This window comes from Streptomyces sp. NBC_01264 (assembly GCF_026340675.1).
Lineage (GTDB): Bacteria > Actinomycetota > Actinomycetes > Streptomycetales > Streptomycetaceae > Streptomyces.
This window is the reverse complement of sequence record NZ_JAPEOX010000001.1, coordinates 6,749,357-6,776,039: the sequence shown is the minus strand read 5'-3', so window position 1 is coordinate 6,776,039 and position 26,683 is coordinate 6,749,357. Positions and strand designations below refer to the sequence as shown.

The window sequence follows — 26,683 nt, the reverse complement described above, 5'->3', positions numbered from 1 at the left end:
CGGTCACGCGCGGCGGATGTCGCCGCGCCCGACCGTGCCCCCGCCCGTTTTCCGCGCAACGCCCCCGTGCCGGGCGGGCAGCGCCCGGCACCCGGGCCCTCGTCAGACCCCGGCGAGTACGGCGCGGCCCGCGAGCAGCACGCGGGCCTGCTCGGTGACGCGGGCGCCGAGGTGCTCGGCGGTGGCGATGTCGGCCTTGTGGACGAACTCGGGGCCCTGGTCGCCGTTGGACTGGGCGGCGGCGCCGTCGAAGAAGCCGAGGCGGTTGATGTCGTTCTCGGAACCGGTGCTGGAGTTCCAGCCCGGCTTCAGACCCAGGTTGACCCAGCTCATGCCGTGCTGCGAGGCCAGGGTCTGGAAGTAGTCGAGGGTGTTGCCCTTGTCTCCGGACTTGGAGCCGGAGTTGGTGAAGCCCGCGGCGACCTTGTCCTGCCAGCCGGCCGCGAACCAGATCTTCGAGGTGGCCTCGGCGAAGACGTGGAAGGCACCGGAGGCGGTGCCCATGTAGGTCGGAGCGCCGAAGACGATCGCGTCGGACGCGGTCAGGAGCTCCCACTGCGCGTCGTCGATCTCGTCGACCTTGATCAGGTGGACGGTCGCGCCGGCATCGACGGCGCCGGCCTTGACGGCCTCGGCGATCACGGCGGTGTGGCCGTAGCCGGAGTGGTAGGCGATCGAGACGACGGGGGTGTACGTGGTTCCGGACAAGACGGTCTCCCTCGGAAAACACCGTGGGGTACACGGCGTTGTGCGGGCTGTGCGGCGTGATGCAACAACACAGAGGTAACCACTAACTTTTCGAAAGCGCAACCTGATGGCTGGCGCTGCTCAGTAGTAGGCTGAAACCATGCAGATTCCAGGGTGTAGCGAAACCGAGGGTGACGGCGTGCCCGAACAGGCCTCCGAAGCCTTCGATGTGTTCGCTCGTGCGTGCCCGTCCCGCGAGACGCTGGAGAACGTCACGGGTCGCTGGGGCAGCCTCACGGTCGGCGCCCTGTCCAAGGGGCCGTGCCGGTTCAACGAGCTGCGCCGCCGCGTGGACGGCATAAGCGAGAAGATGCTCTCCCAGACCCTGCACGCGCTGGAGCGCGACGGCATCGTCAACCGGGAGGCCCAGCCGACCAACCCGCCCCGGGTCGACTACGAGCTGACCCCGTTCGGCGTATCGGTCGCGGAGCGCGTGGACGCGCTCATCGGGCTGCTGGAGGGCAGCATGCCCGCGGTGCTCTCTTCCAGGTCCGCCTACGACGCCACGCGCGAGGGCCGCTGGCAGCGCGGGCAGAAGTAGCTCGACCGGTTCATCCAAGGCCTGCGCCGCATCGAAGTGCCGCAGCGCCGGCAGGGCTCGTCCTCCCGGCCGTAGGCGTCGAGCGAACGGTCGAAGTAGCCGGACTCGCCGTTGACGTTGACGTAGAGGCTGTCGAAGCTGGTGCCGCCGACGGCGAGCGCCTCGTTCATGACGTCGCGGACGTGGCCGAGGAGTTCCGCGCTCCGGGGGCGCGTGAGCGTGGCCGTGGGGCGCTCGTAGTGCAGCTTGGCGCGCCAGAGCGATTCGTCCGCGTAGATGTTGCCGACCCCGCTGATCAGCGACTGGTCGAGCAGCGCCCGCTTCACGGTGGTGCGCTTGGCGCGCAGCGCCAGGTGGTAGGCCGTCTCGTCGAAGAGCGGGTCCAGGGGGTCCCGCGCGATGTGCGCGATGACGTCGGGCAGCCCTTCCGCGCTGCCGGGGACGCAGGCGTGCAGCGACAGCCCGCCGAAGGTCCGCTGGTCCACGAAGCGCAGCTCCGTCCCGGCGTCGTCCCCGAACCGCACCCGGATGCGCAGGTGCTTCTCGTCGGGCGCCCCCTCGGGCTGCACGAGGAGCTGGCCGCTCATCCCGAGGTGCCCGAGCACGGAGTGCTCCCGGTCCTCCAGCGGCAGCCACAGGTACTTGCCGCGCCGCATGGGGACCCCGAAGGTCTCCCCCGTGAGCCGCGCCGCGAAATCGGCGCCGCCGCCCTCGTGCCGGCGTACGGCGCGCGGGTGCAGGACCTCGACGGCCGTGACGGTCCGCCCGGCCACCCAGCGCTCCAGCCCGCGCCGCACCACTTCGACTTCGGGCAGCTCGGGCACGGGGTCCTCCGGAGGGAGTGCGGATCGGGACGCTGCCGCCGAGCCTACCGGGCCCGCCCCGCCCGCCCCGCGGGGGCCTTTCCCCGGAAACGGGTCCGCCCCGCCGCCTGCCGGAGCAGGTGGCGGGGCGGGGAGTTCCCGGAAGAACGGGTCAGGCGTCCGGCGCCGGGTCGGCGGGAGTCGGCGTCCCGTCGTCCTCGGCCGGAGCGGCCGTGGTCCCGGCAGTCGTCGAGGTCTGCTCGCCCGTCGCGGTACTGATACCGCGCCACGCGGACTCCGCCGCCTGCTGTTCCGCTTCCTTCTTGCTGCGCCCGACACCGGTGCCGTAAGAGATCCCACCGACGCGCGCGGCGGCGGTGAAGGTCTTCTCGTGGTCCGGGCCGGTCTCGGTGACCAGGTATTCGGGCACCCCGAGACCTTCGGCGGCCGTGAGTTCCTGGAGACTGGTCTTCCAGTCCAGGCCGGCGCCGAGGTTCGAGGACCTGTCGATGAGCGGGTCGAAGAGCCGGTGAACCAGCTCCGAGGCCGCGTCGAGACCCTGGTCGAGGTAGACCGCGCCGATCACCGCTTCAAGGGTGTCGGCGAGGATGGAAGCCTTGTCCCGGCCACCCGTGCCCTCTTCACCCCGGCCGAGCCGGATGAAGGAGCCGAGTTCGAGCCCGCGGCTGACTTCGGCAAGTGCACGCGAGTTGACTACCGCGGCCCGCAGTTTGGCCAGTTGGCCTTCCGGCAGATCGGGGTGGGTCGTGTACAGCGTGTCCGTGACCACCAAGCCCAGCACGGAGTCCCCGAGGAACTCCAGGCGTTCGTTGGTGGGCAGACCGCCGTTCTCGTACGCGTACGAGCGGTGGGTCAGCGCACGCACCAGAAGGGCGGACTCGAGTCGATACCCGAGCCGCCCTTCCAGAAGCACGTGGGACGAGGCCGCGTTCTTACTGTCTGCCTGCTTCTCAGCGTTGGACAGCTCAGACATTGCGCCTCTCACCAGCCGCTCAGACCTCGAGGACCTGGCGCTTGTTGTAGGTGCCGCAGCTCGGGCACGCAATGTGCTGGAGCTTCGGCTCCTGGCAACGCTCACACGAAACCAGGGTGGGGACCGCAGCCTTCCACTGCGACCGGCGGTGGCGCGTGTTGCTGCGCGACATCTTCCGCTTCGGAACAGCCACGGCTACTTCTCCTGCTTCTCGGCGGCGCCCTGAACTCCGTCGGAGGCAGTGCCGCTCATATTGTCCTTCTCGACGCCCTGATCGGTGACGAGTCCCTGCAGTGCCGCCCAACGGATGTCGACGGCGTCATGATGGTGGTCCGGGTCGTCGTTCAGGCTGAGCCCGCAATCGGGGCACAGTCCGAGACAATCCTCCCGGCACACCGGCTGCAGCGGCAGTGCGAGCACCACCACATCGCGCAGCACGGATTCGAGGTCGAACAAGCCGTCCTCGAGAAAGAGTGTGTCCTCGTCGTCCTCGGCGTCGTCGGCCGGCTCCGCCTTGGAGCGGATCCGGTCGTCGGCGTCAGGGTACGAGAACATCTCCTGGAACTCCGCCTTGAGCTCACGCTCGACGGCCTCCAGACACCTTACGCACTCCCCGGTCGCCCAGCCACGGACGGTGCCTGTGACAAGCACCCCTTCCATGACCGACTCGAGGCGGAGCTTGAGGTTCAGCTTGTTGCCCTGGGGCACTCCGATGACTCCGGCGAGACCGAGGTCCGCCGGCGCCGCGATCTCACGGGACAGCCGCAGCATGGCACCAGGACGCCGACCCAGCTCGTGCGTGTCGAACACGAGAGGATTGCGGTGGTCGAGGTGGGTGTTCAGGGCTGTTCCCGCTTTCACAAAATCACTGGAGACTGCTGAAGATCAAGATTTCCGCCACTCGGGGGCAGCATGGATCGCGGTGCATACGCGACCGAAGAGCCAGGATACCCGCCGCTTCGCTCTGAGCCCAATCCAGGTTCCGGGCGAGCTCAGCGGCCCTGTTCGTACTGGCGCAGCTGGTCCAGATTGATCATGCCCGTGTCGAAGAAGCTGGTCTCGTCGAGCGCCGCCTGCTGGTCCTGTACGGGCTGCGGCTGCTGCGCATCGTAGTGCGCGGCGTAAGCCGCTCCGGTGGAGCCGGTGCTTGCACCGGGGTACGGGTCGGGCTGCTGCTCGTACGAGACCGCGTACGGGTCGGGCTGCTGCTGGGGCTGCTGGTAGCCGGAGTACGGGTCCTGGTAGGCGTAGGCGTCCTGCTGGACGGGCTGCTGGTAGGAGTACGCGTCGTACGAGGGCTGCGGCTCCGGCTGCGCCTGTGCGGGGATCAGCGGCGCCTGCGGCTCGGCCAGCCCAGCCAGGAAGTCCGCGTCGCTGGAGGAGCGCGACTGCTGGTGCCCGACCGCGTCCTGGGCGGCCATGTGCGCGCCGAGGTCGTCGGTGGCCACGCGGCCCAGCAGCTTCTGGCGGCCCCGGCCGACGGCCTCCAGGGTCTTGGAGAGCACCGCTTCGAAGGTGGCCAGCTTGGTGTCCACGTACGCGTCCGCCTGCTGGCGCTGCGTCTCGGGGTCGTGGCTGCGCTCGGGCGCCTCGGCGTCAGGGTAACCCTGCTCGTCGAGCCCGGCGCCGCGGCCCAGCAGCTTCTCGCGGCCCCGGTCCACCGAGCCGATGGTCTTGGTGAGGACGACCTCGAAGTTCGCGAGCTTGCTGTCGACGTAGTCGTCGGCCTCGGCCTTGACCTCGTCGGCCTCCCGGCGGGCCTCCGCCAGGATCCGGTCCGCCTCGTCCTGGGAGCGCCGTGCGACCTCGGTGTCGGAGATCAGCGAACCGCGCTGGGCGTGCGCCGACTCGATGATCCGGTCGGCCTCGCGGCGGGCCTCCTCGACCATCTGCTCCCGGCCGCCGATGAGCTCCTGGGCCTGTGCGAGGGAGCCCGGCAGGGCGCCCCGTACCTCTTCGAGCAGGGCGAGCAGCTCGGCGCGGTTGATCACGCACGAGGCCGACATGGGCATGGACCGGGCGCTGCCGACGGCCGCGACGATCTCGTCGAGCTTCTTCTGCACGTCCATGGGTGCTCGCACTCTCTCGGCCCCGGGCGGTTCCCGAGACGGACGGGACGACTGTAAGGCCACCGGCCCGGGAGCCGACACCGGCTGACTCCCGGTCAGGGGCGGCGGCGGCCGGGGTCAGCGCCGGGGCAGCCGCTCCAGCAGCGCGGCGTGCACGTGTGCGGGCAGCAGGTGGGCGACGTCGCCGCCCCAGGCCGCCACTTCCTTGACCAGGGAGGAGGACAGGAAGCTGTAGGTGGGGTTGGTCGGGACGAAGAGGGTCTCGACGCCCGACAGGCCCATGTTCATCTGGGCCATCTGCAGCTCGTAGTCGAAGTCGCTGACGGCGCGCAGGCCCTTGACGATGGCCGGGATCTCCCGCTGCTTGCAGAAGTCGACGAGGAGCCCGTGGAAGGACTCGACCACGATGTTCCCGTAGCCGGCGGTCGCCTCGCGGATCAGCTCCATCCGCTCCTCGACGGTGAAGAGCCCCTGCTTGGACTGGTTGATCATCACGGCTACGTGGACCACGTCGTAGAGCCGCGAGGCCCTGCCGATGATGTCGAGGTGTCCGTTGGTGATGGGGTCGAACGACCCCGGACAGACGGCGCGGCGCAACTGCATTCCCTCGTTCCCGGGTGCGGGGTTCATGACTCTTCGCTGGTGGAGGCGGCGCGACCGTACCAAAGGGTGCCCTCGCCGTACTTCCTGGAGCGCAGCGGCTCGAAGCCGTCCGGCCACGGGAAGGCCCCGCTGCGGGTCCTGCGCTCCACGGTGACGAGCGCGTCGTCCGTGAGCCAGCCATTGGACCGGAGTGTGAGGAGGATCTCGCGGAGGTGTGCGTTCTCGACCTCGTACGGCGGGTCCAGGAAGACCATGTCGTACGGGTCCCCGTGCGCGGCGCCGGCCACGATCTGCTCGGCCCTGCCGGACCGGAATTCGGCGCCGGGCAGGCCGACCGACGTGATGTTGTCCTTGATCGCCTTGGCGGCCTTGGCGTCGGGCTCGACCAGCAGCGCGTGGTCCGCGCCGCGGGAGAGCGCCTCGAGGCCGACGGCGCCGGAACCGGCGTAGAGGTCGAGGACGCGGGCCCCCTCCACTCCGTGCAGCGACTCCCAGGTGGAGAAGAGTCCTTCGCGCATCCGGTCCGAGGTCGGGCGGGTGCCGGTGCCGGGCGGTACGGCGAGGCGTCGCCCGCCGGCGCTTCCGGCGATCACGCGGGTCATCTGGGGTCCTTCGGTGAGCGGGGCAACGGGTGGTGCAGGTGTTCAACGATAGGTCGTACCCGTCACCGCACCCGTCAGCCCTTCTCCAGGTACTGCTCCCGCTCGGTGTCCAGCAGGGCGTCCAGGGCGGTCCGCAGGCCGGGCAGCTCCGTGAGCTCGGGATCGGCGGCGACCACGCGGGTGGCCTCCTCCCGGGCCTGGGTGATGACCTCCTCGTCCTCGATGACCGCGAGCATCCGCAGGGAGGACCGGACACCGGACTGGGCCTGGCCGAGCACGTCGCCCTCGCGGCGCTGCTCCAGGTCGATGCGGGAGAGCTCGAAGCCGTCCAGGGTGGCGGCGACGGCCGCGAGCCGGGCGCGGGCGGGGCTGGCTTCGTGCATCTCGCTGACCAGCAGGCAGAGCCCCGGGGCGGAGCCGCGGCCGACGCGGCCGCGGAGCTGGTGGAGCTGGGAGACGCCGAAGCGGTCCGCGTCCATGATGACCATGACGGTGGAGTTCGGGACGTTCACGCCGACCTCGATGACGGTGGTGGCGACCAGCACCTTGACCTCGCCGGCAGTGAAGCGGCGCATCACGTCGTCCTTGTCGGCGGGGTCCATCCGCCCGTGCAGCACCTCGACGCAGAGCCCGGCGAGGGGGCCCCGGGTGAGCTGCTCGGCGATCTCCAGCACCGCCAGCGGGGGCCGCCGGTCGCCGTCCTCCTCGGCCGCCGCCTTCTTCTTCGCGGCGGCTCCCTTCGCTCCCTTGGCGCCCTTGCCGTTCTCGTCCTCCCCGTCCCCGATGCGCGGGCAGACCACGTACGCCTGGTGGCCGTTCTCGACTTCCTCGCGGACCCGCTCCCAGGTCCGGGCCAGGAAGTGCGGCTTGTCCTTGGCGGGCACCACGTGGGTGGCGATCGGGGAACGGCCGGCGGGGAGCTGGTCCAGTACGGAGGTCTCCAGATCGCCGAAGACGGTCATGGCGACCGTGCGCGGGATCGGGGTGGCGGTCATGACGAGCAGGTGCGGCGGCTGCTTGCCCTTGGAGCGCAGGGCGTCGCGCTGCTCCACGCCGAAGCGGTGCTGCTCGTCGACGACGACCAGGCCGAGGTCGTGGAACTGGACCTTGTCCTCGATGAGCGCGTGCGTGCCGATCACGAGCCCGGCCTCGCCGGTGATCAGGTCGAGCAGCGCCTGGCGCCGCGCGGGCATCCCCATCGATCCGGTGAGCAGGACCACCTTGGTCCCCCGGTCGGAGCCGCCGAGCATGCCGCCCTCGGCGAGCTCGCCCATCATCTCGGTGATGGACCGGTGGTGCTGCTGTGCGAGCACCTCGGTGGGGGCGAGCATGGCGGCCTGCCCGCCGGAGTCGACGACGGCGAGCATGGCCCGCAGGGCGACCATCGTCTTTCCCGAACCGACCTCCCCCTGGAGGAGGCGGTGCATGGGGTGGTCGGTGGCGAGGTCGTCGAAGATCTCCTTGGAGACGGTCCGCTGGCCTTCGGTGAGGGTGAAGGGGAGCTTGGCGTCGAAGGATTCGAGGAGGCCGCCGGGGGTGGGGCGGCGGGGTACGGCCGGGAGCTGGGAGTCGGCGTGCCGGCGGCGGGCCAGGGCGACCTGGAGGACGAAGGCCTCGTCCCACTTGAGACGGCCGCGGGCGTCCTCGATGTCGGCCTTGGTGACCGGGCGGTGGATCTTCAGCAGGGCCTCGGTGAGCGGGACCAGTCCGCGGTCCTCGCGCAGGGAGCCGGGCAGCGGGTCGACGACCTCCTGGGCCGTGGGGAGCACCGCGTCCACGCACTTGGCGATCTTCCAGGACTCGAGCTTCGCGCAGGCGGGGTAGATCGGGATGAGCTGGCTCGCGAAGGCGGCGGCCGCGTCCCGGTCGGAGGCGTCGGCGCCGAGCGGTTCGTAGGCCGGGTGGGCGAGCTGGAGCTTGTGGTTGAACATGCCGACCTTGCCCGCGAACATGGCGCGGCTGCCGGGCAGGAGTTCCTTGTGCGGCTTGTGGACGCCGGACCCGAAGAAGACCAGCTGGAGCCGTCCGCTGCCGTCGGTGATGGTGACTTCGAGGCGCTTTCCGCCGCCCCGGCTGCCCTGGTACGTCAGCAGGCGGGCGTCGGCGACCTGCGCGACCACCGTGACGTGTTCGTCGATCTGGTCCGCGAGTTCGGCCAGCGAGGTCAGCTCGCCGCGCTCCGCGTACCGCCGGGGGTAGTGGTGGAGCAGGTCCAGGGCCGTGTGCAGGCCGAGCTGCTCGGCCAGCACCTTCGCGGTGGCGGGGCCGAGGGTCTTCTTGAGGTCTTCGTCGAGCGCGGGCACGTGTTCCATTGCACACCATGGCGCCGACAACCCGGCTATTCCACCCCGATGAGCAGCGGCGCGGACCAGCGTCCGCCCTGATAGGTGACGGTGTCGACGGCGAGGTGACCGTGCTGGACGTACGCCTCCAGGCGGTCGGCGAGCTCCTCGGGGGCCTCGGGGCCCAGGACCAGGGTGACCAGTTCGCCGCCGGATCCGAGCATGCGGGCCAGGACGGCCTCGGCGGTCTCGGCCAGGGCCGTGCCGATGACGGCGACGTCGCCGTCGATGAGACCGAGCACGTCGCCGGCCTGGCAGATGCCGGCCGAGGTGAAGGACTGCCGTTCGGCGACGGCGAGTTCGCCGTAGCGGGTGGCCCCGGCGGCCGCCGTCATGGCGACCACGTCCTCGTCGAAGGTGCCGTCCGGGTCGTGCACGGCGAGGGCGGCCAGGCCCTGGACCTCGGAGCGGGTGGGGATCACGGCGACCCGTACGCCTTCGGCCCGCGCCTGCTGGGCGGCGGCCGCCGCGACCGCGCGCAGTTCGGCGCCGTTCGGGAGCAGGACGACCTCGCGGGCGTGCGCCTCGCGGATGGCGTCGGCCAGTTCGGCGACGGCCGGCGGGGCTTCGGGCCGGGCGAGCACGGTGGTGGCGCCCGCCTCTCCGCACAGTCCGGCCAGGCCCTCGCCCTGGACCACGGCGACGACCGCGCGCTGGGAGCGCTCGCCGCGGGCGCGGCGGCGTTCGTCGCCGAAGTGCGTGATGCGGATGCGGTACGGCCGCCCGGCGACCACCGCGGCCTCCACGGCCGCGCCGGGGTCGTCGACGTGGACGTGGACGTTCCACAGCCCGTCGCCGCCGACCACCACGAGGGAGTCCCCGAGGGAGTCGAGGCGGGTGCGCAGCCGGTCGACCTCCGCCTCGGGGGCCTCCAGCAGGTAGATCACCTCGTAGGCGGGTCCGCCGTGCTCCTCGGCGCAGGGCTCGGCAGGTTTCGGTACGGGCACGGCCCGGCCGCGGACCGGTTCGGGCGCCGGCTCGCGCCCGGACAGCGCCTGCCACAGGGCCCCGAGTACGGCGACCAGTCCGCAGCCCCCGGCGTCGACGACCCCGGCCCGCCCCAGCGCGGCCAGCTGGCCCGGGGTCTCGGCGAGGGCCGCGCGGGCTCCGTCGTAGGCGGCACCGGCCACGTCTGCGACCGTCCCGGCGGCGGCTTCCGCCGCCCGGGCGGCGGCGGTGGCGACCGTGAGCATGGTGCCCTCCACCGGGTGCGCGACGGCCCGGTACGCCTCCTCGGCGGCCCGGGTCAGGGCCTGCGCGAGCAGCCGCGCGGGATCGCGCCCGGCGGGCTCGTCGCCCAGTACGTCGGCCACCCCGCGCAGCAGCTGCGCGAGGATCGTCCCGGAGTTGCCCCGGGCGCCTATCAGGGCGCCGTGGGCGAAGGCCCGTACGGCCTCGGGGAGGGAGGCGCCGGCTGTGCCGTCGGTCACTCCGGCGAGGAGGTCCGTGAGCTCGCGGTCCGCCGATTCGGCGGTCAGGTAGAGGTTGGTGCCGGTGTCCGCGTCGGCGACCGGATAGACGTTGATCGCGTCGATGTCCTCGCGGGCCCGGCCCAGTGCGGCCAGGGCCAGCGAGCTCCAGGTGCGTACCGCTTCGGCGTTCAGGGGGTACGGCTGAGGCTGGTGCGCCACCGGGCGTTCCTCCTTGTGCGGGCCAGGGTTCACCGCAGGGTAACGAAGGACTGCCGGGGCGGCGGGACCCCGGGGCGGGGGCGGCCGGGGACATGGTAGTTTTCTTGGACCGAGGCAGTCGTTGTATGCTGCTCCGGTTGCCCGATGAGAGTCGGGCCATTCCCCCCCGGCAAACCACTTCAGATCTCTGATACCGGTGCGCCGGGATTCACTGTAAGTGCATCTGAAGTCTTTGGAGTGACCTGTGGCTGCCAACTGCGACGTTTGCGCCAAGGGGCCGAGCTTCGGCAACAGCATTTCCCACTCGCACCGCCGCACCTCGCGTCGCTGGAACCCGAACATCCAGCGTGTCCGTGCCGTGGTCAATGGGACGCCGAAGCGCCTCAACGCCTGCACCTCGTGCATCAAGGCCGGCAAGGTCTCGCGCTGACGCCTTCCGTCGTAGCGCAGCCCTTTCCGGTTGCTGAGAAGGCCGGTCCACCTGGTGGACCGGCCTCTTGCTTTGCCTGATCGAACATGATCAAACCTGTAGGGCCTGCTCCGTTCCGTGAACCCACGGGAGGGAGCAGGCCCTACAGGCGTTTCGGCCCTCGTTCCGGCAGCGGCCGGTTCAGCGCCACCGCCACGCGTGGTCCACGGGTCCGATGCCCTTGCCCAGGGCGAACCCGGCGGCGATGGCCCCGGTGACGTACTCCTTGGCCTCGGTGACGGCCTCCGGGACGGTGCGGCCCTTGGCCAGGCCCGCCGCGATGGCACTGGCGAGCGTGCAGCCGGTGCCGTGGGTGTGCCGGTTGTCGTGGCGGGGGGCGCGCAACCAGCGTTCGTCGGCGCCGTCGGTGAGGAGGTCCACGGCCTCGCCCCCGTGGGCGGCGAGGTGGCCGCCCTTGATCAGCGCCCACGCGGGCCCGTACGCGAGGACCGCGTCGGCGGCCCGGCGCATGTCGTCCTCGCTCTCCACGACGACTCCGGTGAGCTGGGTCACCTCGTCCAGGTTCGGCGTGGCGACGGTGGCCCGGGGCAGCAGTTCTCCCCGTACGGCGTCCAGCGCGGTGGCGGCGAGGAGCGCGTCCCCGTGCTTGGAGACGCCGACCGGGTCCACGACGGCCGGGGCGGCGGTCTCGGCGAGGAGCTCGGCCACGGTCTCCACGAGGGCGGAGGAGGACAGCATCCCCGTCTTCACGGCCTGGACGCCGATATCGTCCACCACGGCCCTGTACTGGCCCTTCACGGCCTCCGCGGGCAGTTCCCAGACGCCTTTGACGCCCAGCGAGTTCTGCGCGGTCACAGCGGTCACCACGCTCATCCCGTGGACCCCGAGCGCCAGCATCGTCTTGAGGTCGGCCTGGATGCCCGCGCCGCCGCCGGAGTCTGATCCGGCGACGGTCAGGCACAGCGGCGGGTGCGGGCGCGGTCCGGGTATGCCGCTCATCGCGGGGTGTCCTCCGCGGCCGTGTCGCCGCCGAAGTGGTCCCATCCGCCGGTGGAGGCCCAGGGGGCGCCGTCGACGGTCACCTGGGGCAGCGCGGAGCGGTTCTGGACCTCGCCGATGACCTTCCAGCGGGCCGGGAGCTTCACGTCCGGCGGGAAGGTGGCGACGATCGCGTGGTCCTCTCCCCCGGTGAGGACCCACTGGAGCGGGTCCACGCCGACGGCCTGGCCGATGTCGTGCATCTGCGTCGGGATGTCGACGGCCGCCGAGCGCAGGTCGATCCGTACCTTGCTGGCCTCTGCGATGTGCCCGAGGTCCGCGATCAGGCCGTCGCTGACGTCGGTCATGGCGGTGGCGCCGAGTCCGGCGGCCGCGGGGCCCGCGTGGTACGGGGGCTCGGGCCGGCGGTGGGCCTCGACGAAGGCCCGCGGCGAGCGGAAGCCCCGCGAGAGGACGGCGAAGCCGGCCGCGGACCAGCCGAGCCAGCCGGTCACGGCCACGACGTCGCCGGGCTGGGCGCCGGAGCGCAGCACGGGTTCGTGGTTGCGCAGGTCGCCGAGTGCGGTGATGGCCACGGTGATGACGTCGCCGCGGACCACGTCGCCGCCGACCACGGCCGCGCCGGCGACCTGGCATTCGTCGCGGATGCCGTCCATCAGCTCGGTGGGCCAGGTGGCCGGCAGCTCGGCCGGGACGACCAGACCGAGCAGCAGCGCGGTCGGCACCGCGCCCATGGCGGCGATGTCGGCGAGGTTCTGCGCGGCGGCCTTGCGGCCGACGTCGTAGGCCGTGGACCAGTCGCGCCGGAAGTGCCGGCCTTCCAGCAGGATGTCCGTGCTCGCCACGACCCGCCGGTCGGGGGCCGACACCACCGCGGCGTCGTCGCCCGGGCCGACCCGGACCGCCGGGGTGGTGGTGAGCCGTGAGGTGAGCTCCCGAATGAGCCCGAACTCCCCCAGCTCGCCCACAGTGCCCTTCATCGCTGTGCCCCTTCTTGCCCAGTCCGCTTGCGGTCGCGAGCCGTCACAGCTCTGGGTACCGTCAACAGATACGTCAACTTCTGCTCTCCGTACGCCCCGCTCTGCGTGGAGCCGGACCCGCGGGTCTCCCCGCGGCGCTCGGCGACGCGGTACCGTGGCGTCCCTTCTTCCCCGGGCCCACCCGTCATCCCCGGGCCCACCCGAAGGGTAGGGGAAATGATCCTCGTGGCCGCCCTGGAGGTTCCGTGGTACAGGCGTACATCCTCATCCAAACCGAGGTGGGCAAGGCGTCGTTCGTCGCCGAGTCCATCGCGCAGATCGCGGGGGTGATCCAGGCCGAGGACGTGACGGGCCCGTACGACGTGATCGTGCGCGCCCAGGCCGACACCGTGGACGAGCTCGGCCGCATGGTCGTGGCCAAGGTCCAGCAGGTGGAGGGCATCACCCGCACCTTGACCTGCCCGGTCGTCCATCTGTAGCCCCCGTCTACTCTTGGCCGGTGATGTCACGACACCGCCGGCCCTTCTTTCTGCTCGCCGCGCTGACCGCGCTGGCCGCTTCGGCGGCCCTCGCGGGCTGTTCCCCGGGTGGTTCCGAGGCGCGGGTGGATCCGCCGTCCGCTCCGCCCGCCGATGTCGCGGGACTCTGTGCGGCGCTGCACAAGGAGCTCCCCGAGGCAGTGGCCTCGCTGGCCCGGACCCCGGCGCTGCCGGAGTCGGACCTGACCGCCGCGTGGGGCGGCTCGGCGATCGTACTGCGGTGCGGTATCCCCCGGCCCGCGAAGATGCTGGACGAGAAGCAGGAGGGCGTCGACGTGAACGGTGTCGGCTGGCTCCTGGAGAAGCTGGACGACGGCGGCTTCCGGTTCACCACCGGGAGTCGGCTGGCGTACACGGAGGTCCGGGTCGACAAGGAGCATGCCACGGATGCGGGCATGCTGGTGGGCCTGTCGGCCGCGATCGCCAAGACCGTTCCGGTGGGGATCTCCTCGTACTGACCCCGCGGACCCGCCCCTCGCACGAGGAGGACCGCCCGCCGCCCTCCTCCTGCGAGGGGCGGCGGGCGGTCCTCGTCCGCGTACGGGGCTTCGTGCTCGGGGGCTAGCGCAGCCCGGTGGAGCGGCGCAGGGCGGCCTGGATCAGGCGGTCCACCAGCTCCGGGTACTCGATGCCCGACTCCTGCCACATGCGCGGGTACATGGAGATCGGGGTGAAGCCCGGCATCGTGTTGATCTCGTTGATGACGAACTCGCCGTCCTCGGTGAGGAAGAAGTCGGCGCGCACCAGGCCCTCGCAGGACGCGGCGTCGAAGGCCTCGATCGCGAGCCTCTGGACCTCGGCGGTCTGCTCCGGGGTGAGCGGGGCGGGCACGAGTCCGGAGGCGGAGTCGATGTACTTGGCCTCGAAGTCGTAGAAGTCGTGGCTGGAGACCGGCGGGATCTCGGCGGGCACGCTCGCGCGCGGACCGTCCTCGAACTCCAGGACCCCGACCTCGATCTCGCGGCCGCGCAGCAGCGCCTCCACGATGATCTTCGGGTCGTGGCGGCGGGCCTCGCGGATCGCGGCGTCCAGCCCGGAGGGCCCGTCGACCTTGGTGATGCCGATCGAGGAGCCCGCGCGGGCGGGCTTGATGAACAGCGGCCAGCCGTGCTCGCCGGCGAACTCCGCGATGCGGCCGAGAGCGCCCTCGCGGTCGTTCTCCCACTCGCGGGGGCGGATGGTCACGTACGGGCCGACGCGCAGCCCGAAGGACGTGAAGACCCGCTTCATGTAGTCCTTGTCCTGGCCGACGGCCGAGGCGAGGACGCCCGAGCCGACGTACGGGATGCCGGAGAGCTCCAGGAGGCCCTGGAGGGTGCCGTCCTCGCCGTACGGGCCGTGCAGGACGGGGAAGACCACGTCGACCTCGCCCAGCGCCTTGGGGACGGCGCCCGGCTCGGTGTAGACGACCTCGCGGCTGGCCGGGTCGACGGAGAGCACGACGGCTCCGTCCTCGGAGTCGGCGAGCTGCCCCACGTTGGGGAGCTCGCCGCCGGAGATGGCCATCCGTGCGGGCTCGTCGGCGGTCAGCGCCCACCGGCCGTCCGTGGTGATGCCGATGGGCAGCACCTCGTACTTGGAGCGGTCGATGGAGCGCAGGACGGCGCCCGCGGTGACGACCGAGATGGCGTGTTCCGAGCTGCGGCCGCCGAACACGACGGCCACGCGGGGCTTGCGGCCCTGCTGCTCAGGGGTCTGGGGGAGGTTCTCGCTGCTCATATCGCCACGAGGGTACCCGGTCAAGCGTGCGGAAAGCAGTCAGCGCCGTTCCGGTTTGGCGCTGCGTCCCATCAGCTCCTTGAGCGCGACCAGGGTGGGCTTGCCGTGGTGGACGATGTCGACGACCGTGTCGGTGATCGGCATGTCCACTCCGTGGCGGCGGGCCAGATCGGCCACGGACTGGCAGGACTTGACGCCCTCGGCGGTCTGCTTGGTGACCGCGATGGTCTCCTCCAGGGTCATCCCGCGGCCGAGGTTGGTGCCGAAGGTGTGGTTCCGGGAGAGCGGCGAGGAGCAGGTGGCGACGAGGTCGCCGAGACCCGCGAGGCCCGAGAAGGTGAGCGGGTCGGCGCCCATCGCCAGGCCCAGGCGGGTGGCTTCGGCGAGCCCGCGGGTGATGAGCGAGCCCTTGGTGTTGTCCCCGAGGCCCATGCCGTCCGCGATGCCGACGGCGAGGCCGATGACGTTCTTGACGGCGCCGCCGAGCTCGCAGCCGATGACGTCGGTGCTCGTGTACGGGCGGAAGTACGGGGTGTGGCAGGCGGCCTGGAGGCGCTGGGCGACGGCTTCGTCGATGCAGGCGACCACGGAGGCGGCGGGCTGGCGGGCGGCGATCTCGCGGGCCAGGTTGGGGCCGGTGACGACGGCGACCCGGTCGGCGGGGACCTTGGCCACCTCCTCGATGACCTCGCTCATCCGCTTGGCCGTGCCGAGTTCGACGCCCTTCATCAGGGAGACGAGCACGGTCTCGGGGGCCAGCAGCGGCGCCCAGGCGGCGAGGTTGCCGCGCAGGGTCTGCGAGGGGACGGCGAGGACCGTGAAGTCGGCGCCGGCCGCCGCCTCGGCCGGGTCGGTGGTGGCCCGGATGTTCGCGGGGAGTTCGATGTCCGGGAAGTAGTCCGGGTTGGTCCGGCCGCTGTTGATGGCGTCGACGAGCTCCTGCCGGCGGCCCCACAGGACCACCTCGCAGCCGGCGTCGGCGAGGACCATGGCGAAGGCCGTGCCCCAGGAGCCGGTTCCGAATACGGCTGCCTTCACGGGACCTGTCACTTGTTGCCCTCCCCTGCGGCCTTGCGCCGCTGCTGCGCCCTGGCATTGCGATGGTCGTACGGCTGCGCGGGCGCACTCTCGCCCCGCAGTTCCTCCAGCAGCCCGGTGATGGCCGCCATGATGACCTCGGTGGCCTCCCTGAGCACGTCCGGGGTGGGTTCCCGGTCGTAGTACGCGGAGAGGTCCACGGGCGGCCCGGCGAGGACCTGGAGGGTCTTGCGCGGGAACAGGCTGACCTTGTTCTCCTTGGCGTAGGGCGGCATCGCGAGATTCGCGCCCCACTGGGCCACCGGAATGACGGGGGCCCTGGTCATCAGCGCCACGCGGGCGGCGCCGGTCTTGCCGGCCATCGGCCACATCTCGGGGTCCCGGGTGAGGGTGCCTTCCGGGTAAAAGGCCACGCATTCGCCGCGCTCGATCGCGTCCACGGCGGCCCGGAATGCGTCCAGGGCGTTGGTGGACTCCCGGTAGACGGGGATCTGGCCGGAGCCGCGCAGGATCGCTCCGACAATGGGGACCTCGAAGAGGGCCGCCTTGCCGAGCAATCGGGGCACCCGGCCGGTGTTGTACTGGAAGTGCGCGTAGGACAGCGGGTCCAGATAGGAGTTGTGATTGACGGCGGTGATAAATCCGCCCTCGGTCGGAATGTGTTCCATTCCCCGCCAGTCCCGCCTGAAGAGCACTACCAGCGGCGGTTTCGCGATGGCCGCCGCAAGGCGGTACCAGAAGCCGATTCTGCGGCGGGACACTCGGACACCTTCCTCTAGGACCGGTGCGCGGCTTGGGCACCTCGGGGCCGGACAAGTGTGGCCCCGAGTCCGGTCTCTGTCGAGAACACCGTACGCCCCGGACACCCGGACCAGACCCCGGGTCGCCCGGCATGAGGTGACAATGGGGCTCCGCATGACCTGGTCATGACCCGTACATGGTCCGAGCGGCGCGCGAGCGTGCCGGAGGGAAGGGGTCCGTCACGAACGCCGTCTGGAGTCTGGTGGTCCCGCTGAAGCCGCTCGCGGTGGCCAAGAGCCGCCTCGCGGCGGCGGTCGGGGCGTCCCGGCCGGGGCTCGCCCTGGCGTTCGCGCTGGACACCGTCGCAGGGGCGCTGGCCTGCACCGCGGTCGCGGATGTGGTGGTCGTCACGGACGATCCCGCGGCGGGCGCGGAACTGGCGCGGCTGGGGGCCCGGATCGTTGCGGACTCCCCCGCGGCCGGGCTCAACGCGGCGCTGGCCCACGGGGCGCGGGAGATACGGGCGGGCAGGCCGGGGGCGGCGGTGGCCGCGATGAACGCGGATCTGCCGGCGCTGCGGCCACCCGAATTGCTACGCGTGCTCGATACCGCTTCGGCATTTCCCAGGGCATTTCTGGCGGATGCGGCGGGAATCGGGACGACCTTGCTTTCCGCTGCTCCGGACGTGGAATTGGCGCCCTCGTTCGGCGGCCCCTCGCGGGCCCGGCATTCCGCCTCGGGAGCGGTGGAAATGGTCCTCGCCGGCGTCGAGAGCATCCGCCGGGACGTGGACACGGGGGCGGATCTGCGGACGGCCCTGACCCTCGGCGTGGGGCGCCATACGGCCCGATACAGTGCCCGTATGCAGGCGACCGCGTACACGTACGACACCCAGACCCGCAGTGGCAGCGTGCTGCTGGACGACGGCACCCCGGTGCCCTTCGAGGCCCCGGCGTTCGACGCGGGCGGCCTGCGGCTGCTGCGTCCCGGACAGCGGGTCCGGATCGAGACGGACGGCGAGGGCGCGGGCCTGAAGATCACCCTGGTCACGCTGCAGACCTTCTGACCTCCGCGGACCTTCCGACCTCCGCGGGCCTTCTGACCTCTGCGGACCCTCCGGCCCCGAACCCCCGTGCACGCACCGCGGGCCGGTTTCCCCACGGTGGGGAAACCGGCCCGGCGTGTGTGACTCGTTGCCCTACTTGGTCTTGCGGGCGGTGGTCTTCTTCGCGGTGGCCTTGCGCGTCGCCGTCTTCTTGGCGGGCGCCTTCGTCGCCGCGGTGGCCTTCTTGGCAGCCGGGGCGGTCTTCTTCGCGGTGGCGGTGGTCTTCTTCGCCGTGGCCGCGGCCTTCTTTACCGTGGCCTTCTTGGCCGCGGGGGCGGCCTTCTTCGCCACGGCGGTCTTGGCCACCGTCTTCTTGGCGGTGGCGGTGACCTTCTTGGCCGTGGTCTTCTTCGCGACCGTGGTCTTGGCCGCGGCAGCCGCCTTCTTGGCGGGTGCGGCCTTCTTCGCGGCGGCCTTCTTGACCGTCGCCGAAGCGCCACCGGTGAGGCTGCCCTTGGGCGCCTTCTTCACCGATACCTCGCCGCCCTTGGGCAGCTTCTTCGTGCCGCTGACCAGGTCCTTGAAGCCCTGGCCCGCACGGAAGCGGGGAACAGAGGTCTTCTTGACCCGGACGCGCTCACCCGTCTGGGGGTTGCGGGCGTAGCGGGCCGGGCGGTCGACCTTCTCGAACGAGCCGAAGCCCGTGACCGAGACCCGGTCGCCACCGACGGTCGCGCGGACGATGGCGTCCAGTACCGCGTCGACGGCGTCCGCGGCCTGCTGACGGCCGCCCAGCTTGTCGGCAATCGCTTCTACGAGCTGCGCCTTGTTCACGTCTTCCCCTTCGGAGACTTCGCCAGAACGAATGTGTTCAAGCTTATTTCGCACGTTAGGCGGATATATACCGCAAATCAAACACGAAACGGGCTTATCACCCTAGTGCCGCAACGTTGTAGGCCGTTACGGAGTTCCTTCGCATCAGTCGCCTTCAGGGAATCGACCCTCGTCGAGGTCCTTCATCAACCTGTCCAGGCGTCTTGCCGCGTCGGCGAGATCATGCTTCGCCAAGGCCGTGACGACCAACAGCTTCCGGGACAGCGCCATCCTTACGCCCTCCGGGACTTGCAGTGTGCGCACCCTTGTGTGTGCTTCTTTCAATCGGTCGGCGACAAGTCCGTAGAGCTCAAGTTGACTGTCGCGTTCCATGCACAGATTGTGCCATCTGGGGCGAGTTGTCGCCTCATGGGGCCTCAACACACGACTGTGCCCCCTGCCGGATGGCAGGGGGCACAGTGTTGCCTATGTGATCACCCAAAGGCGAATAAGCGCTGCTCAGGCTGGAATCACGCCTGAATCGTGCTCGGCTTGAAGGCCGGCCGGACGCTTTCGTACGTGGCGATGTCCGCTTCGTTCTGAAGGGTGAGAGAGATGTCGTCCAGGCCCTCCAGCAGCCGCCAGCGGGCGTTGTCGTCGAGTTCGAACTCCGCTACGACGCCTTCGGCTCGGACCTGGCGGTCGACCAGGTCGACCGTGATCTCGGCGGTGGGGTCGGCCTCGGTCAGCTTCCACAGCTGGTCGACGGTCTCCTGCGGCAGGACCACGGTCAGCAGACCGTTCTTCAGCGAGTTGCCGCGGAAGATGTCGGCGAAGCGGGAGGAGATGACCGTCTTGAAGCCGAAGTTCTGCAGGGCCCAGACGGCGTGCTCGCGCGAGGAACCGGTACCGAAGTCGGGACCGGCGACCAGAACGGTCGCGCCGGCGCGCTCGGGGCGGTTGGTGATGAACTCCGGGTCCTTGCGCCAGGCCTCGAAGAGCCCGTCCTCGAAACCGTCGCGGGTGATCTTCTTCAGCCAGTGGGCCGGGATGATCTGGTCGGTGTCGACGTTGCTGCGGCGCAGCGGGACGGCCCGGCCGGTGTGGGTGGTGAAGGCTTCCATCGTTCTCAGACTCCTGCGGGCGCGGTAGCGGCGGACGAGCCGACCAGGTCGGCGGGCGAGGCCAGGTGGCCCAGTACCGCGGTGGCGGCGGCCACCTGCGGGGACACCAGGTGGGTGCGCCCGCCCTTGCCCTGCCGGCCCTCGAAGTTGCGGTTGGAGGTGGACGCGGAGCGCTCACCGGGCGCCAGTTGGTCGGGGTTCATGCCCAGACACATCGAGCAGCCCGCGTGCCGCCATTCGGCGCCGGCCTCCTTGAAGACCTTGTCCAGGCCCTCTTCCACGGCCTGCAGGGCGACGCGGACCGAGCCCGGGACGACCAGCATCCGCACGCCGTCGGCGACTTTGCGGCCCTCGATGATCCCGGCGACGGCGCGCAGGTCCTCGATGCGGCCGTTGGTGCAGGAACCTACGAAGACGGTGTCGACCTTGATGTCGCGCAGCGGCTGTCCGGCGGTCAACCCCATGTACTCCAGGGCCTTTTCGGCGGCATTGCGCTCCGAAGCGTCCTCGTACGAAGCAGGGTCGGGGACGTTGGCCGACAGGGGCGCGCCCTGACCGGGGTTGGTGCCCCAGGTGACGAACGGCGACAGGGTGGTGCCGTCGATGACCACCTCGGCGTCGAAGACCGCGTCGTCATCGGTGCGCAGGGTCTTCCAGTACCCGACCGCGGCGTCCCAGTCCTCGCCCACGGGGGCGTGGTCACGGCCCTGGAGGTAGTCGAAGGTGGTCTGGTCGGGGGCGATCATGCCCGCGCGGGCGCCGGCCTCGATCGACATGTTGCAGATGGTCATGCGGGCTTCCATCGAGAGCTGCTCGATGGCCTCGCCGCGGTACTCCAGGATGTAGCCCTGGCCGCCGCCGGTGCCGATCTTGGCGATGATCGCCAGGATCAGGTCCTTGGCGGTGACGCCCTCGGCCAGCGCGCCGGTGACGGTGATCGCCATCGTCTTGGGGCGAGCCAGCGGCAGCGTCTGGGTCGCCAGCACGTGCTCGACCTGGCTGGTGCCGATGCCGAACGCCAGCGCGCCGAAGGCGCCGTGCGTGGAGGTGTGCGAGTCACCGCAGACCACCGTGGTGCCCGGCTGGGTCAGACCCAGCTGCGGTCCCACCACGTGGACGACACCCTGCTCGACGTCGCCCAGCGAGTGCAGGCGCACGCCGAACTCGGCGCAGTTCGACCGCAGCGTCTCCAGCTGGGCCCGGGAGACCGGGTCCGCGATCGGCTTGTCGATGTCGATCGTGGGGGTGTTGTGGTCCTCGGTCGCGATGGTGAGGTCGAGGCGCCGGACCTTGCGGCCGGCCTGGCGCAGCCCCTCGAAGGCCTGCGGGCTGGTCACCTCGTGCAGCAGGTGCAGATCAATGAAGAGGAGGTCGGGCTCACCTTCCGCGCGCCGGACGACATGGTCGTCCCAGACCTTCTCCGCGAGTGTCCTACCCATCGCTTTCCCTCCGGCCGGCCGGTTGTGCCGGCGCTTGATAGAGATCTTGTGCGCCTGATCGCCCGTACCCCACGTCCCGGACGACGGCTCGGACCCAGTGGTTCGTGGACCCGCACATACAGACTCGCTGGTTCTTGGAAAAATTGAACTTGCGTTTCACAGTGTGAGACGCGAATATCGTTTCATGGACAACTCTAGCGGCGTCGGCGTTCTCGACAAGGCAGCTCTGGTATTGAGCGCACTGGAGTCCGGTCCGGCCACCCTCGCCGGGCTGGTCGCGGCGACAGGGCTCGCACGACCCACGGCACATCGCCTTGCCGTGGCTTTGGAACACCACCGGATGGTGGCGAGGGACATGCAGGGCCGGTTCATCCTCGGACCGCGGCTGGCGGAGCTCGCCGCCGCGGCCGGCGAGGACCGCCTGCTGGCCACGGCCGGACCGGTGCTCACCCACCTCCGGGACGTTACGGGCGAGAGCGCGCAGCTCTACCGGCGTCAGGGCGACATGCGCATCTGCGTGGCGGCCGCGGAGCGGCTGTCGGGCCTGCGGGACACCGTCCCGGTGGGCTCCACGCTCCCGATGAAGGCCGGCTCGGCCGCGCAGATCCTGATGGCCTGGGAGGAGCCCGAGCGGCTCCACCGCGGCCTGCAGGGCGCGCGCTTCACGGCGACGGCCCTCTCGGGCGTACGGCGTCGCGGCTGGGCGCAGTCGATCGGTGAGCGGGAGCCCGGCGTGGCCTCCGTCTCGGCGCCGGTGCGCGGCCCCTCGAACCGCGTGGTGGCCTCCGTATCAGTCTCCGGGCCGATCGAGCGCCTGACCCGCCACCCGGGCCGCATGCACGCCCAGGCCGTCATCGACGCGGCCGCCCGCCTGACCGAGGCCCTGCGCCGCTCCAGCTGACCCCTGTTGACCCTTTACTCCCCCGGGCCCGGGGGCGCGTGAGACGCCGCACACGTCCACACACGCGCCGCCGGGCCCGTACTTCTTGGCCCCGGCTGCGTCCGCCGCCCGTCCGGGAACACAGAAGAGGCCCTCCGCGATGGACGCGGAGGGCCTCTTCTGTGCGTACCCCCGACCGGATTCGAACCGGCGCTACCGCCTTGAGAGGGCGGCGTGCTAGGCCGCTACACAACGGGGGCTAGCTGTACTGCGGTACTGCGCTGGGCTACCAGGACTCGAACCTAGAATAAGAGAACCAGAAACTCTCGTGTTGCCAATTACACTATAGCCCAAAGGTCTAGACCAGCTAGACACCGTACCCCCGACCGGATTCGAACCGGCGCTACCGCCTTGAGAGGGCGGCGTGCTAGGCCGCTACACAACGGGGGCCCTAGCGATCCTGCATCAGAACATCCGGGTGCGACCCTGGAAATCTCGCGGGAAGGATCTGTACCCCCGACCGGATTCGAACCGGCGCTACCGCCTTGAGAGGGCGGCGTGCTAGGCCGCTACACAACGGGGGCAAGCACTGCGTCACTACTGAACTGCGCTGGGCTACCAGGACTCGAACCTAGAATAAGGGAACCAGAAACCCTCGTGTTGCCAATTACACTATAGCCCACCAAAAGTCAAGACCCTGAGGGACTTTCGTTCGGTTAGCGCCTCCGGCCCGGCCTTTCGGCCCGCTCGGGCGGCGCAGAAAGAACACTACCGGATGGCTGACCGTGCTCCAAAACGGGTATCCCCGGCCAGCACCTGCGGGAGCAGGTCGAGTCCGGCGATCCGGTGCACGCCCTCGGGTCCGGGGCCGCGCGATCCGTCGCGGTCGAGCCACACGGCCGTCAGCCCGGCGTCACGGGCTCCGCGCGCGTCGATCTCGGGCTGGTCGCCCACGTAGACCACCTCCCCCGGCTCCAGGCCCATCTCGGCGCACGCGGCCAGGAAGGCGCCGGCCTCGGGCTTGCTGACGCCCAGCTCCACGGCGCACACCAGGACCTCGAATCGGTCGCGCAGGCCGAGGTGGCGCAGCTTGGGGTCCTGGTTGGCCACGGAGGAGTTGGAGAGCACCCCGTGGCGGTAGCCGCCCGCCAGGGCGTCCAGTACGGGCACCACGTCGGGGAACAGCTCCCAGGCGGCCCTGTAGTGCTCCACGTACCGCTCGAACCAGTCGTCGGCCTGCGCGTCGGTCCACCCGGGCTCCCCGAGGAACTCCCGCACCCGGTCCCGGCGCTGCCCCTGGAAGGTGCCCAGGCCGGCCGCGAACCGCTCCCAGTGCCGGTCGGTGATCCGCCGCCACAGCGCGAGCGCCTCGGCCGGAGCCCCGTACCGCTCCGCGACCCCCTCGGCGACCAGGTGCGCCGCGAGCCCGGCCCGGTCGGCCCCGGTGTAGTCGAAGAGCGTGTCGTCGATGTCCCACAGCACCGCACGGATCGCCATACGGCCGACCCTACGCGGAACGCCTCAGGGGCGGCAGCCGTTCGCTGATGTAGCGGTCGGCTGCCGCCCCTGAGGGACGTACAGGTGCTGCTTACGCGGCGGTGAGCTTCGCCAGGGTCGCGTCGATGCGGGACAGGGAGCGGTCCTTGCCCAGGATTTCGAGGGACTCGAAGAGCGGGAGGCCGATCGTGCGGCCGGTGACGGCCACGCGGACCGGGGCCTGGGCCTTGCCGAGCTTGAGGCCGTGGGTCTCGCCGGCGGTGAGGACCGCCTGCTTGAGCGACTCGGGGTCGGACCAGTCCGCGGCGGCGAGGTTCTCGCGGGCCGTGGTGAGGAGGGCCGCCGGGTCGCCCTTCATCGCCTTGTCCCACGAGGCCTGGTCCTCGACGGGCTCCTTCAGGAACAGGAAGTCCACGTTGTCCGTGATGTCGGACAGGACCGTGACGCGGGTCTGGGCGTACGGCGCGATGCGCTCCCAGGCGGCGGCGTCGAAGTCCTCGGGCGCCCAGTTGGCGTGCGGGGCCCGCAGCCACGGGGCGCAGGCGTCCGCGAAGGCCTTCGGGTCGAGCAGGCGGATGTGGTCCGCGTTGATCGACTCGGCCTTCTTGAGATCGAAGCGCGCCGGGTTGGCGTTGACGTCCGGGATGTCGAACTTCGCCACCATCTCCTCGATCGAGAAGATGTCCTGGTCCTTGGAGAAGGACCAGCCGAGCAGCGAGAGGTAGTTCAGCAGGCCCTCGGGCAGGAAGCCGCGCTCGCGGTACAGGTTGAGCGAGGCCTCCGGGTCGCGCTTGGAGAGCTTCTTGTTGCCCTCGCCCATCACGTACGGCAGGTGGCCGAAGGCCGGGGTGGTCTGGGCGACGCCCAGCTCGATCAGCGCCTTGTACAGGGCGATCTGGCGGGGGGTGGAGGAGAGCAGGTCCTCGCCGCGCAGGACGTGGGTGATCTCCATCAGCGCGTCGTCGACGGGGTTGACGAGCGTGTAGAGCGGGGCGCCGTTGGCCCGGACGATGCCGAAGTCCGGCACGTTGTCCGGGGTGAAGGTCAGCTCTCCGCGGACCAGGTCCGTGAAGGTGATCGGCTCGTCGGGCATCCGGAAGCGGACGATGGAGGCGCGGTGCTCGCCCTCGTACGCCTCGACCTGCACGGTGGTCAGCTCGCGGCAGTGGCCGTCGTAGCCGGAGGGCTTGCCGGCGGCGCGGGCGGCGGCGCGGCGCGCGTCGAGCTCCTCGGTGGTGCAGTAGCAGTGGTACGCGTAACCACCGTCGAGGAGCTTCTGCGCGACGTCCTTGTAGATGTCCATGCGCTCGGACTGGCGGTACGGGGCGTGCGGGCCGCCGACCTCGGGGCCCTCGTCCCAGGTGAAGCCGAGCCAGCGCAGCGAGTCGAGGAGCTGGTCGTAGGACTCCTCGGAGTCGCGGGCCGCGTCGGTGTCCTCGATGCGGAAGACGAACGTACCGCCGTGGTGGCGGGCGAACGCCCAGTTGAAGAGGGCCGTGCGGACCAGACCCACGTGGGGGTTGCCGGTCGGGGACGGACAGAAACGTACGCGGGGGGTCGCGTTAGCCACGCTTGATCACCTTGTTGGTGAGAGTGCCGATGCCTTCGATGGTGACGGCGACCTCGTCGCCGACGTTCAGGGGGCCGACTCCGGCCGGGGTCCCCGTGAGGATGACGTCGCCCGGGAGCAGCGTCATGGCCTCGGTGATGTGCACGATCAGGTCCTCGATGGAGCGGACCATCTGGCTGGTGCGGCCGAGCTGGCGCTGTTCGCCGTTGACGGTGCACTGGATGGTCAGATCGCTCGGGTCGAGGTCCGTCTCGATCCAGGGGCCGAGGGGGCAGGAGCTGTCGAAGCCCTTGGCGCGGGCCCACTGCTTCTCGCGCTGCTGCACGTCGCGCGCGGTGACGTCGTTGGCGCAGGTGTAGCCGAGGATGACGTCCTTGACGCGCTCGCGCGGGACCTCGCGGCACATGCGGCCGATGACCACGGCGAGCTCCGCCTCGTGGTGGAGGTCCTGGGAGAAGGACGGGTACGCGATCGGGTCGCCCGGGCCGACCACCGAGGTGGAGGGCTTGAAGAAGGTGATGGGGGCGTCCGGGACCTCGTTGCCGAGCTCCGCCGCGTGCTCCGCGTAGTTGCGGCCGATGGCCACGACCTTGTTCGGGAGCACGGGCGGCAGCAGCCGGACCTTGCTCAGCGGGACCTTCGTGCCCGAGAGCTCGAAGTCCGCGAACGGAATGCCCTTGATGATGTCGAGGACGAGCTCACCCTCGGCGCCGTGGGCAGTGCTGCCCTCGACCGCGCCGAACGCGACATTGCCGTCGATGGAGAACCTGGCGATGCGCACGTGTTGCGTCTGCCCCTCTGTATTTCCGCTGGCTGGAGTCTGCGGACTCCAGGCTAACGTGGTCGGGGGCGCCGCTTCGCGCGGCTTTCGCCGTGCGTCCCCTTACTGCGCGGCGGCGACCGGCGCGTCCATGAGGATGGTGCGGCGCGGGTTCGCGGTCTGGGTCGGCAGTTCGACGGTGTGCTCCGGGACCGGCACGGCCTGCAGCTCCTCGGCGTCCTTGAGGTGCGCGAGGGTGGTGCGGCGCGGGTTGGCTATGTTGCGGAACATCATCGTCGTCTTCATCGGAGTGCGAAGCCCTCGGCTCACTAGGTCGGATGGTGGCGGCGGGTGCCGCCGGGATGCCTTCGGAGTGCCGCTTGTCGCTCGCGGCAAGCCTGTAAAGCTCAAGGCTAAACATCTGAATCCCCCGCCGAACCGGGAAGTAATGGCCACGGCTATGTGAGTTTGCTCACCAGTGACCAGGCATTACGGGCATAACGGTCAGTCAACTCGACCCCGCAAAGCGGACATTGTGCCACTGAATGCGCCATTCCGCTCCCGATCATCGCGACTGGGACAGCTTGTCGGACGCGAGGTTTGGGCGGCGTAAGTCCGATTCCATATGAATTGGCCCGCACGTCGGGTAGTGCGGACGTCACCGGAAGTGACCGACCGTCCAGGCCGGGACTCGCACCTTGTTGGAGATCCGCCTCTGTGCTGGAATTCGCGGGACCGCCGCGGGAATCAGCCGGCGCGCAGGTGGCGCGAGACAGC

General features: G+C 70.5%; 27 protein-coding genes, 5 tRNA genes and 2 pseudogenes. 6 read left to right on the top strand and 28 right to left on the bottom strand.

Annotation, left to right across the window (positions count from 1 at the left end):
* Positions 1-102 precede the first annotated feature (102 nt).
* Positions 103-708: a flavodoxin family protein gene (locus tag OG435_RS31790; protein WP_266881330.1), complete on the bottom strand. Its 606-nt coding sequence runs from the start codon at positions 706-708 to the stop codon at positions 103-105.
* A gap of 139 nt (positions 709-847) precedes the next feature.
* Between OG435_RS31790 and OG435_RS31785 the strand changes: the two genes are divergently transcribed.
* A complete protein-coding gene (locus OG435_RS31785; protein ID WP_430625728.1) occupies positions 848-1,288 on the top strand; it encodes a winged helix-turn-helix transcriptional regulator in 441 nt (146 codons plus the stop codon).
* On the opposite strand, the gene mutM is transcribed toward OG435_RS31785, so the two are convergent.
* The 9 genes and pseudogenes from mutM to OG435_RS31740 all read right to left on the bottom strand — a co-directional run bounded on the left by mutM (position 1,243) and on the right by OG435_RS31740 (position 10,332).
* Complete coding sequence (gene mutM / locus OG435_RS31780; RefSeq protein WP_266881328.1) at positions 1,243-2,112, bottom strand: bifunctional DNA-formamidopyrimidine glycosylase/DNA-(apurinic or apyrimidinic site) lyase; 870 nt, start codon at positions 2,110-2,112, stop codon at positions 1,243-1,245. The genes OG435_RS31785 and mutM overlap by 46 nt on opposite strands.
* Before the next feature lie 151 nt (positions 2,113-2,263).
* On the bottom strand, positions 2,264-3,085 hold the full coding sequence (gene rnc, locus OG435_RS31775) for a ribonuclease III (RefSeq protein ID WP_266881327.1): 822 nt from the start codon (positions 3,083-3,085) through the stop codon (positions 2,264-2,266).
* A gap of 19 nt (positions 3,086-3,104) precedes the next feature.
* A complete protein-coding gene (rpmF, locus tag OG435_RS31770) occupies positions 3,105-3,278 on the bottom strand; it encodes a 50S ribosomal protein L32 (RefSeq protein WP_003965982.1) in 174 nt (57 codons plus the stop codon).
* A 2-nt stretch (positions 3,279-3,280) separates the two neighbouring features.
* Complete coding sequence (locus OG435_RS31765) at positions 3,281-3,928, bottom strand: YceD family protein (RefSeq protein WP_266882269.1); 648 nt, start codon at positions 3,926-3,928, stop codon at positions 3,281-3,283.
* A 149-nt stretch (positions 3,929-4,077) separates the two neighbouring features.
* The gene (locus OG435_RS31760) at positions 4,078-5,154 is read right to left on the bottom strand and encodes a cell division initiation protein (RefSeq protein WP_266881326.1); all 1,077 of its coding nucleotides are present in this window, start codon (positions 5,152-5,154) and stop codon (positions 4,078-4,080) included.
* Between the two features lie 117 nt (positions 5,155-5,271).
* Complete coding sequence (coaD, locus tag OG435_RS31755; protein ID WP_266882267.1) at positions 5,272-5,751, bottom strand: pantetheine-phosphate adenylyltransferase; 480 nt, start codon at positions 5,749-5,751, stop codon at positions 5,272-5,274.
* Positions 5,752-5,780: 29 nt separating this feature from the next.
* Positions 5,781-6,362: pseudogene (gene rsmD / locus OG435_RS31750) on the bottom strand (16S rRNA (guanine(966)-N(2))-methyltransferase RsmD); the annotation flags it as partial.
* 71 nt (positions 6,363-6,433) lie between these two features.
* Positions 6,434-8,671, bottom strand: a complete 2,238-nt coding sequence (recG, locus tag OG435_RS31745; protein ID WP_266881325.1) for an ATP-dependent DNA helicase RecG — start codon at positions 8,669-8,671, stop codon at positions 6,434-6,436.
* Positions 8,672-8,697: 26 nt separating this feature from the next.
* Positions 8,698-10,332, bottom strand: coding sequence for a DAK2 domain-containing protein (locus OG435_RS31740; RefSeq protein ID WP_266881324.1), 1,635 nt, complete (start codon positions 10,330-10,332; stop codon positions 8,698-8,700).
* A gap of 244 nt (positions 10,333-10,576) precedes the next feature.
* On the opposite strand from OG435_RS31740, the gene rpmB reads away from it, so the two are divergent.
* A complete protein-coding gene (rpmB, locus tag OG435_RS31735; protein WP_073911113.1) occupies positions 10,577-10,762 on the top strand; it encodes a 50S ribosomal protein L28 in 186 nt (61 codons plus the stop codon).
* A 180-nt stretch (positions 10,763-10,942) separates the two neighbouring features.
* Here the strand turns inward: rpmB and thiD are convergent, their stop codons facing one another.
* The gene (gene thiD, locus OG435_RS31730; protein WP_266881323.1) at positions 10,943-11,761 is read right to left on the bottom strand and encodes a bifunctional hydroxymethylpyrimidine kinase/phosphomethylpyrimidine kinase; all 819 of its coding nucleotides are present in this window, start codon (positions 11,759-11,761) and stop codon (positions 10,943-10,945) included.
* On the bottom strand, positions 11,758-12,741 hold the full coding sequence (locus OG435_RS31725; RefSeq protein ID WP_243337724.1) for a thiamine-phosphate kinase: 984 nt from the start codon (positions 12,739-12,741) through the stop codon (positions 11,758-11,760). The genes thiD and OG435_RS31725 overlap by 4 nt, the downstream gene beginning before the upstream one ends.
* Positions 12,742-12,986: 245 nt before the next feature.
* On the opposite strand from OG435_RS31725, the gene OG435_RS31720 reads away from it, so the two are divergent.
* The gene (locus tag OG435_RS31720; protein WP_214947835.1) at positions 12,987-13,220 is read left to right on the top strand and encodes an Lrp/AsnC ligand binding domain-containing protein; all 234 of its coding nucleotides are present in this window, start codon (positions 12,987-12,989) and stop codon (positions 13,218-13,220) included.
* A 23-nt stretch (positions 13,221-13,243) separates the two neighbouring features.
* On the top strand, positions 13,244-13,738 hold the full coding sequence (locus OG435_RS31715) for a DUF3515 domain-containing protein (RefSeq protein ID WP_266882265.1): 495 nt from the start codon (positions 13,244-13,246) through the stop codon (positions 13,736-13,738).
* A 103-nt stretch (positions 13,739-13,841) separates the two neighbouring features.
* Here OG435_RS31715 and OG435_RS31710 read toward each other — a convergent pair whose 3' ends face one another.
* Genes OG435_RS31710 through OG435_RS31700 form a run of 3 tightly spaced genes read right to left on the bottom strand, consistent with a single transcriptional unit; the run spans position 13,842 to position 16,798 of the window.
* Complete coding sequence (locus tag OG435_RS31710; protein WP_266881322.1) at positions 13,842-14,999, bottom strand: D-alanine--D-alanine ligase family protein; 1,158 nt, start codon at positions 14,997-14,999, stop codon at positions 13,842-13,844.
* A 39-nt stretch (positions 15,000-15,038) separates the two neighbouring features.
* On the bottom strand, positions 15,039-16,049 hold the full coding sequence (locus OG435_RS31705; protein WP_266881321.1) for an NAD(P)H-dependent glycerol-3-phosphate dehydrogenase: 1,011 nt from the start codon (positions 16,047-16,049) through the stop codon (positions 15,039-15,041).
* Positions 16,046-16,798 (bottom strand): lysophospholipid acyltransferase family protein, encoded by a 753-nt coding sequence (locus tag OG435_RS31700; RefSeq protein WP_266881320.1) that lies wholly within the window; start codon positions 16,796-16,798, stop codon positions 16,046-16,048. The genes OG435_RS31705 and OG435_RS31700 overlap by 4 nt, the downstream gene beginning before the upstream one ends.
* Positions 16,799-16,974: 176 nt before the next feature.
* On the opposite strand from OG435_RS31700, the pseudogene cofC reads away from it, so the two are divergent.
* Positions 16,975-17,637 (top strand): annotated as a pseudogene (cofC, locus tag OG435_RS31695) (2-phospho-L-lactate guanylyltransferase); the annotation flags it as partial.
* A gap of 339 nt (positions 17,638-17,976) precedes the next feature.
* Here the strand turns inward: cofC and OG435_RS31690 are convergent.
* From OG435_RS31690 to leuC, 4 genes are all read right to left on the bottom strand, one after another.
* Positions 17,977-18,657, bottom strand: a complete 681-nt coding sequence (locus OG435_RS31690) for an HU family DNA-binding protein (protein ID WP_266881319.1) — start codon at positions 18,655-18,657, stop codon at positions 17,977-17,979.
* Positions 18,658-18,801: 144 nt separating this feature from the next.
* Complete coding sequence (locus tag OG435_RS31685) at positions 18,802-19,029, bottom strand: hypothetical protein (protein WP_266881318.1); 228 nt, start codon at positions 19,027-19,029, stop codon at positions 18,802-18,804.
* 137 nt (positions 19,030-19,166) lie between these two features.
* A complete protein-coding gene (leuD, locus tag OG435_RS31680) occupies positions 19,167-19,760 on the bottom strand; it encodes a 3-isopropylmalate dehydratase small subunit (protein WP_266881317.1) in 594 nt (197 codons plus the stop codon).
* A gap of 5 nt (positions 19,761-19,765) precedes the next feature.
* Complete coding sequence (leuC, locus tag OG435_RS31675; protein ID WP_266881316.1) at positions 19,766-21,199, bottom strand: 3-isopropylmalate dehydratase large subunit; 1,434 nt, start codon at positions 21,197-21,199, stop codon at positions 19,766-19,768.
* A 184-nt stretch (positions 21,200-21,383) separates the two neighbouring features.
* Between leuC and ndgR the strand changes: the two genes are divergently transcribed.
* On the top strand, positions 21,384-22,100 hold the full coding sequence (gene ndgR / locus OG435_RS31670) for an IclR family transcriptional regulator NdgR (RefSeq protein ID WP_112450208.1): 717 nt from the start codon (positions 21,384-21,386) through the stop codon (positions 22,098-22,100).
* Positions 22,101-22,266: 166 nt separating this feature from the next.
* Here ndgR and OG435_RS31665 read toward each other — a convergent pair.
* From OG435_RS31665 to OG435_RS31625, 9 genes are all read right to left on the bottom strand, one after another.
* Positions 22,267-22,339, bottom strand: a tRNA-Glu gene (locus tag OG435_RS31665).
* A 21-nt stretch (positions 22,340-22,360) separates the two neighbouring features.
* A tRNA-Gln gene (locus OG435_RS31660) sits at positions 22,361-22,432 on the bottom strand.
* A 24-nt stretch (positions 22,433-22,456) separates the two neighbouring features.
* A tRNA-Glu gene (locus OG435_RS31655) sits at positions 22,457-22,529 on the bottom strand.
* A 61-nt stretch (positions 22,530-22,590) separates the two neighbouring features.
* Positions 22,591-22,663: transfer RNA gene (locus OG435_RS31650), tRNA-Glu, on the bottom strand.
* 26 nt (positions 22,664-22,689) lie between these two features.
* Positions 22,690-22,761 (bottom strand) — tRNA-Gln (locus OG435_RS31645).
* 86 nt (positions 22,762-22,847) lie between these two features.
* The gene (locus OG435_RS31640; protein WP_266881315.1) at positions 22,848-23,576 is read right to left on the bottom strand and encodes an HAD family hydrolase; all 729 of its coding nucleotides are present in this window, start codon (positions 23,574-23,576) and stop codon (positions 22,848-22,850) included.
* 91 nt (positions 23,577-23,667) lie between these two features.
* Positions 23,668-25,146, bottom strand: coding sequence for a glutamate--tRNA ligase (gltX, locus tag OG435_RS31635; RefSeq protein ID WP_266881314.1), 1,479 nt, complete (start codon positions 25,144-25,146; stop codon positions 23,668-23,670).
* Positions 25,139-25,927 carry a fumarylacetoacetate hydrolase family protein gene (locus OG435_RS31630; RefSeq protein ID WP_266881313.1) on the bottom strand — a complete coding sequence of 263 codons (789 nt, stop codon included), beginning with the start codon at positions 25,925-25,927 and terminating at the stop codon, positions 25,139-25,141. The genes gltX and OG435_RS31630 overlap by 8 nt, the downstream gene beginning before the upstream one ends.
* A gap of 102 nt (positions 25,928-26,029) precedes the next feature.
* Complete coding sequence (locus OG435_RS31625) at positions 26,030-26,212, bottom strand: hypothetical protein (protein ID WP_266881312.1); 183 nt, start codon at positions 26,210-26,212, stop codon at positions 26,030-26,032.
* Positions 26,213-26,683 lie beyond the last annotated feature (471 nt).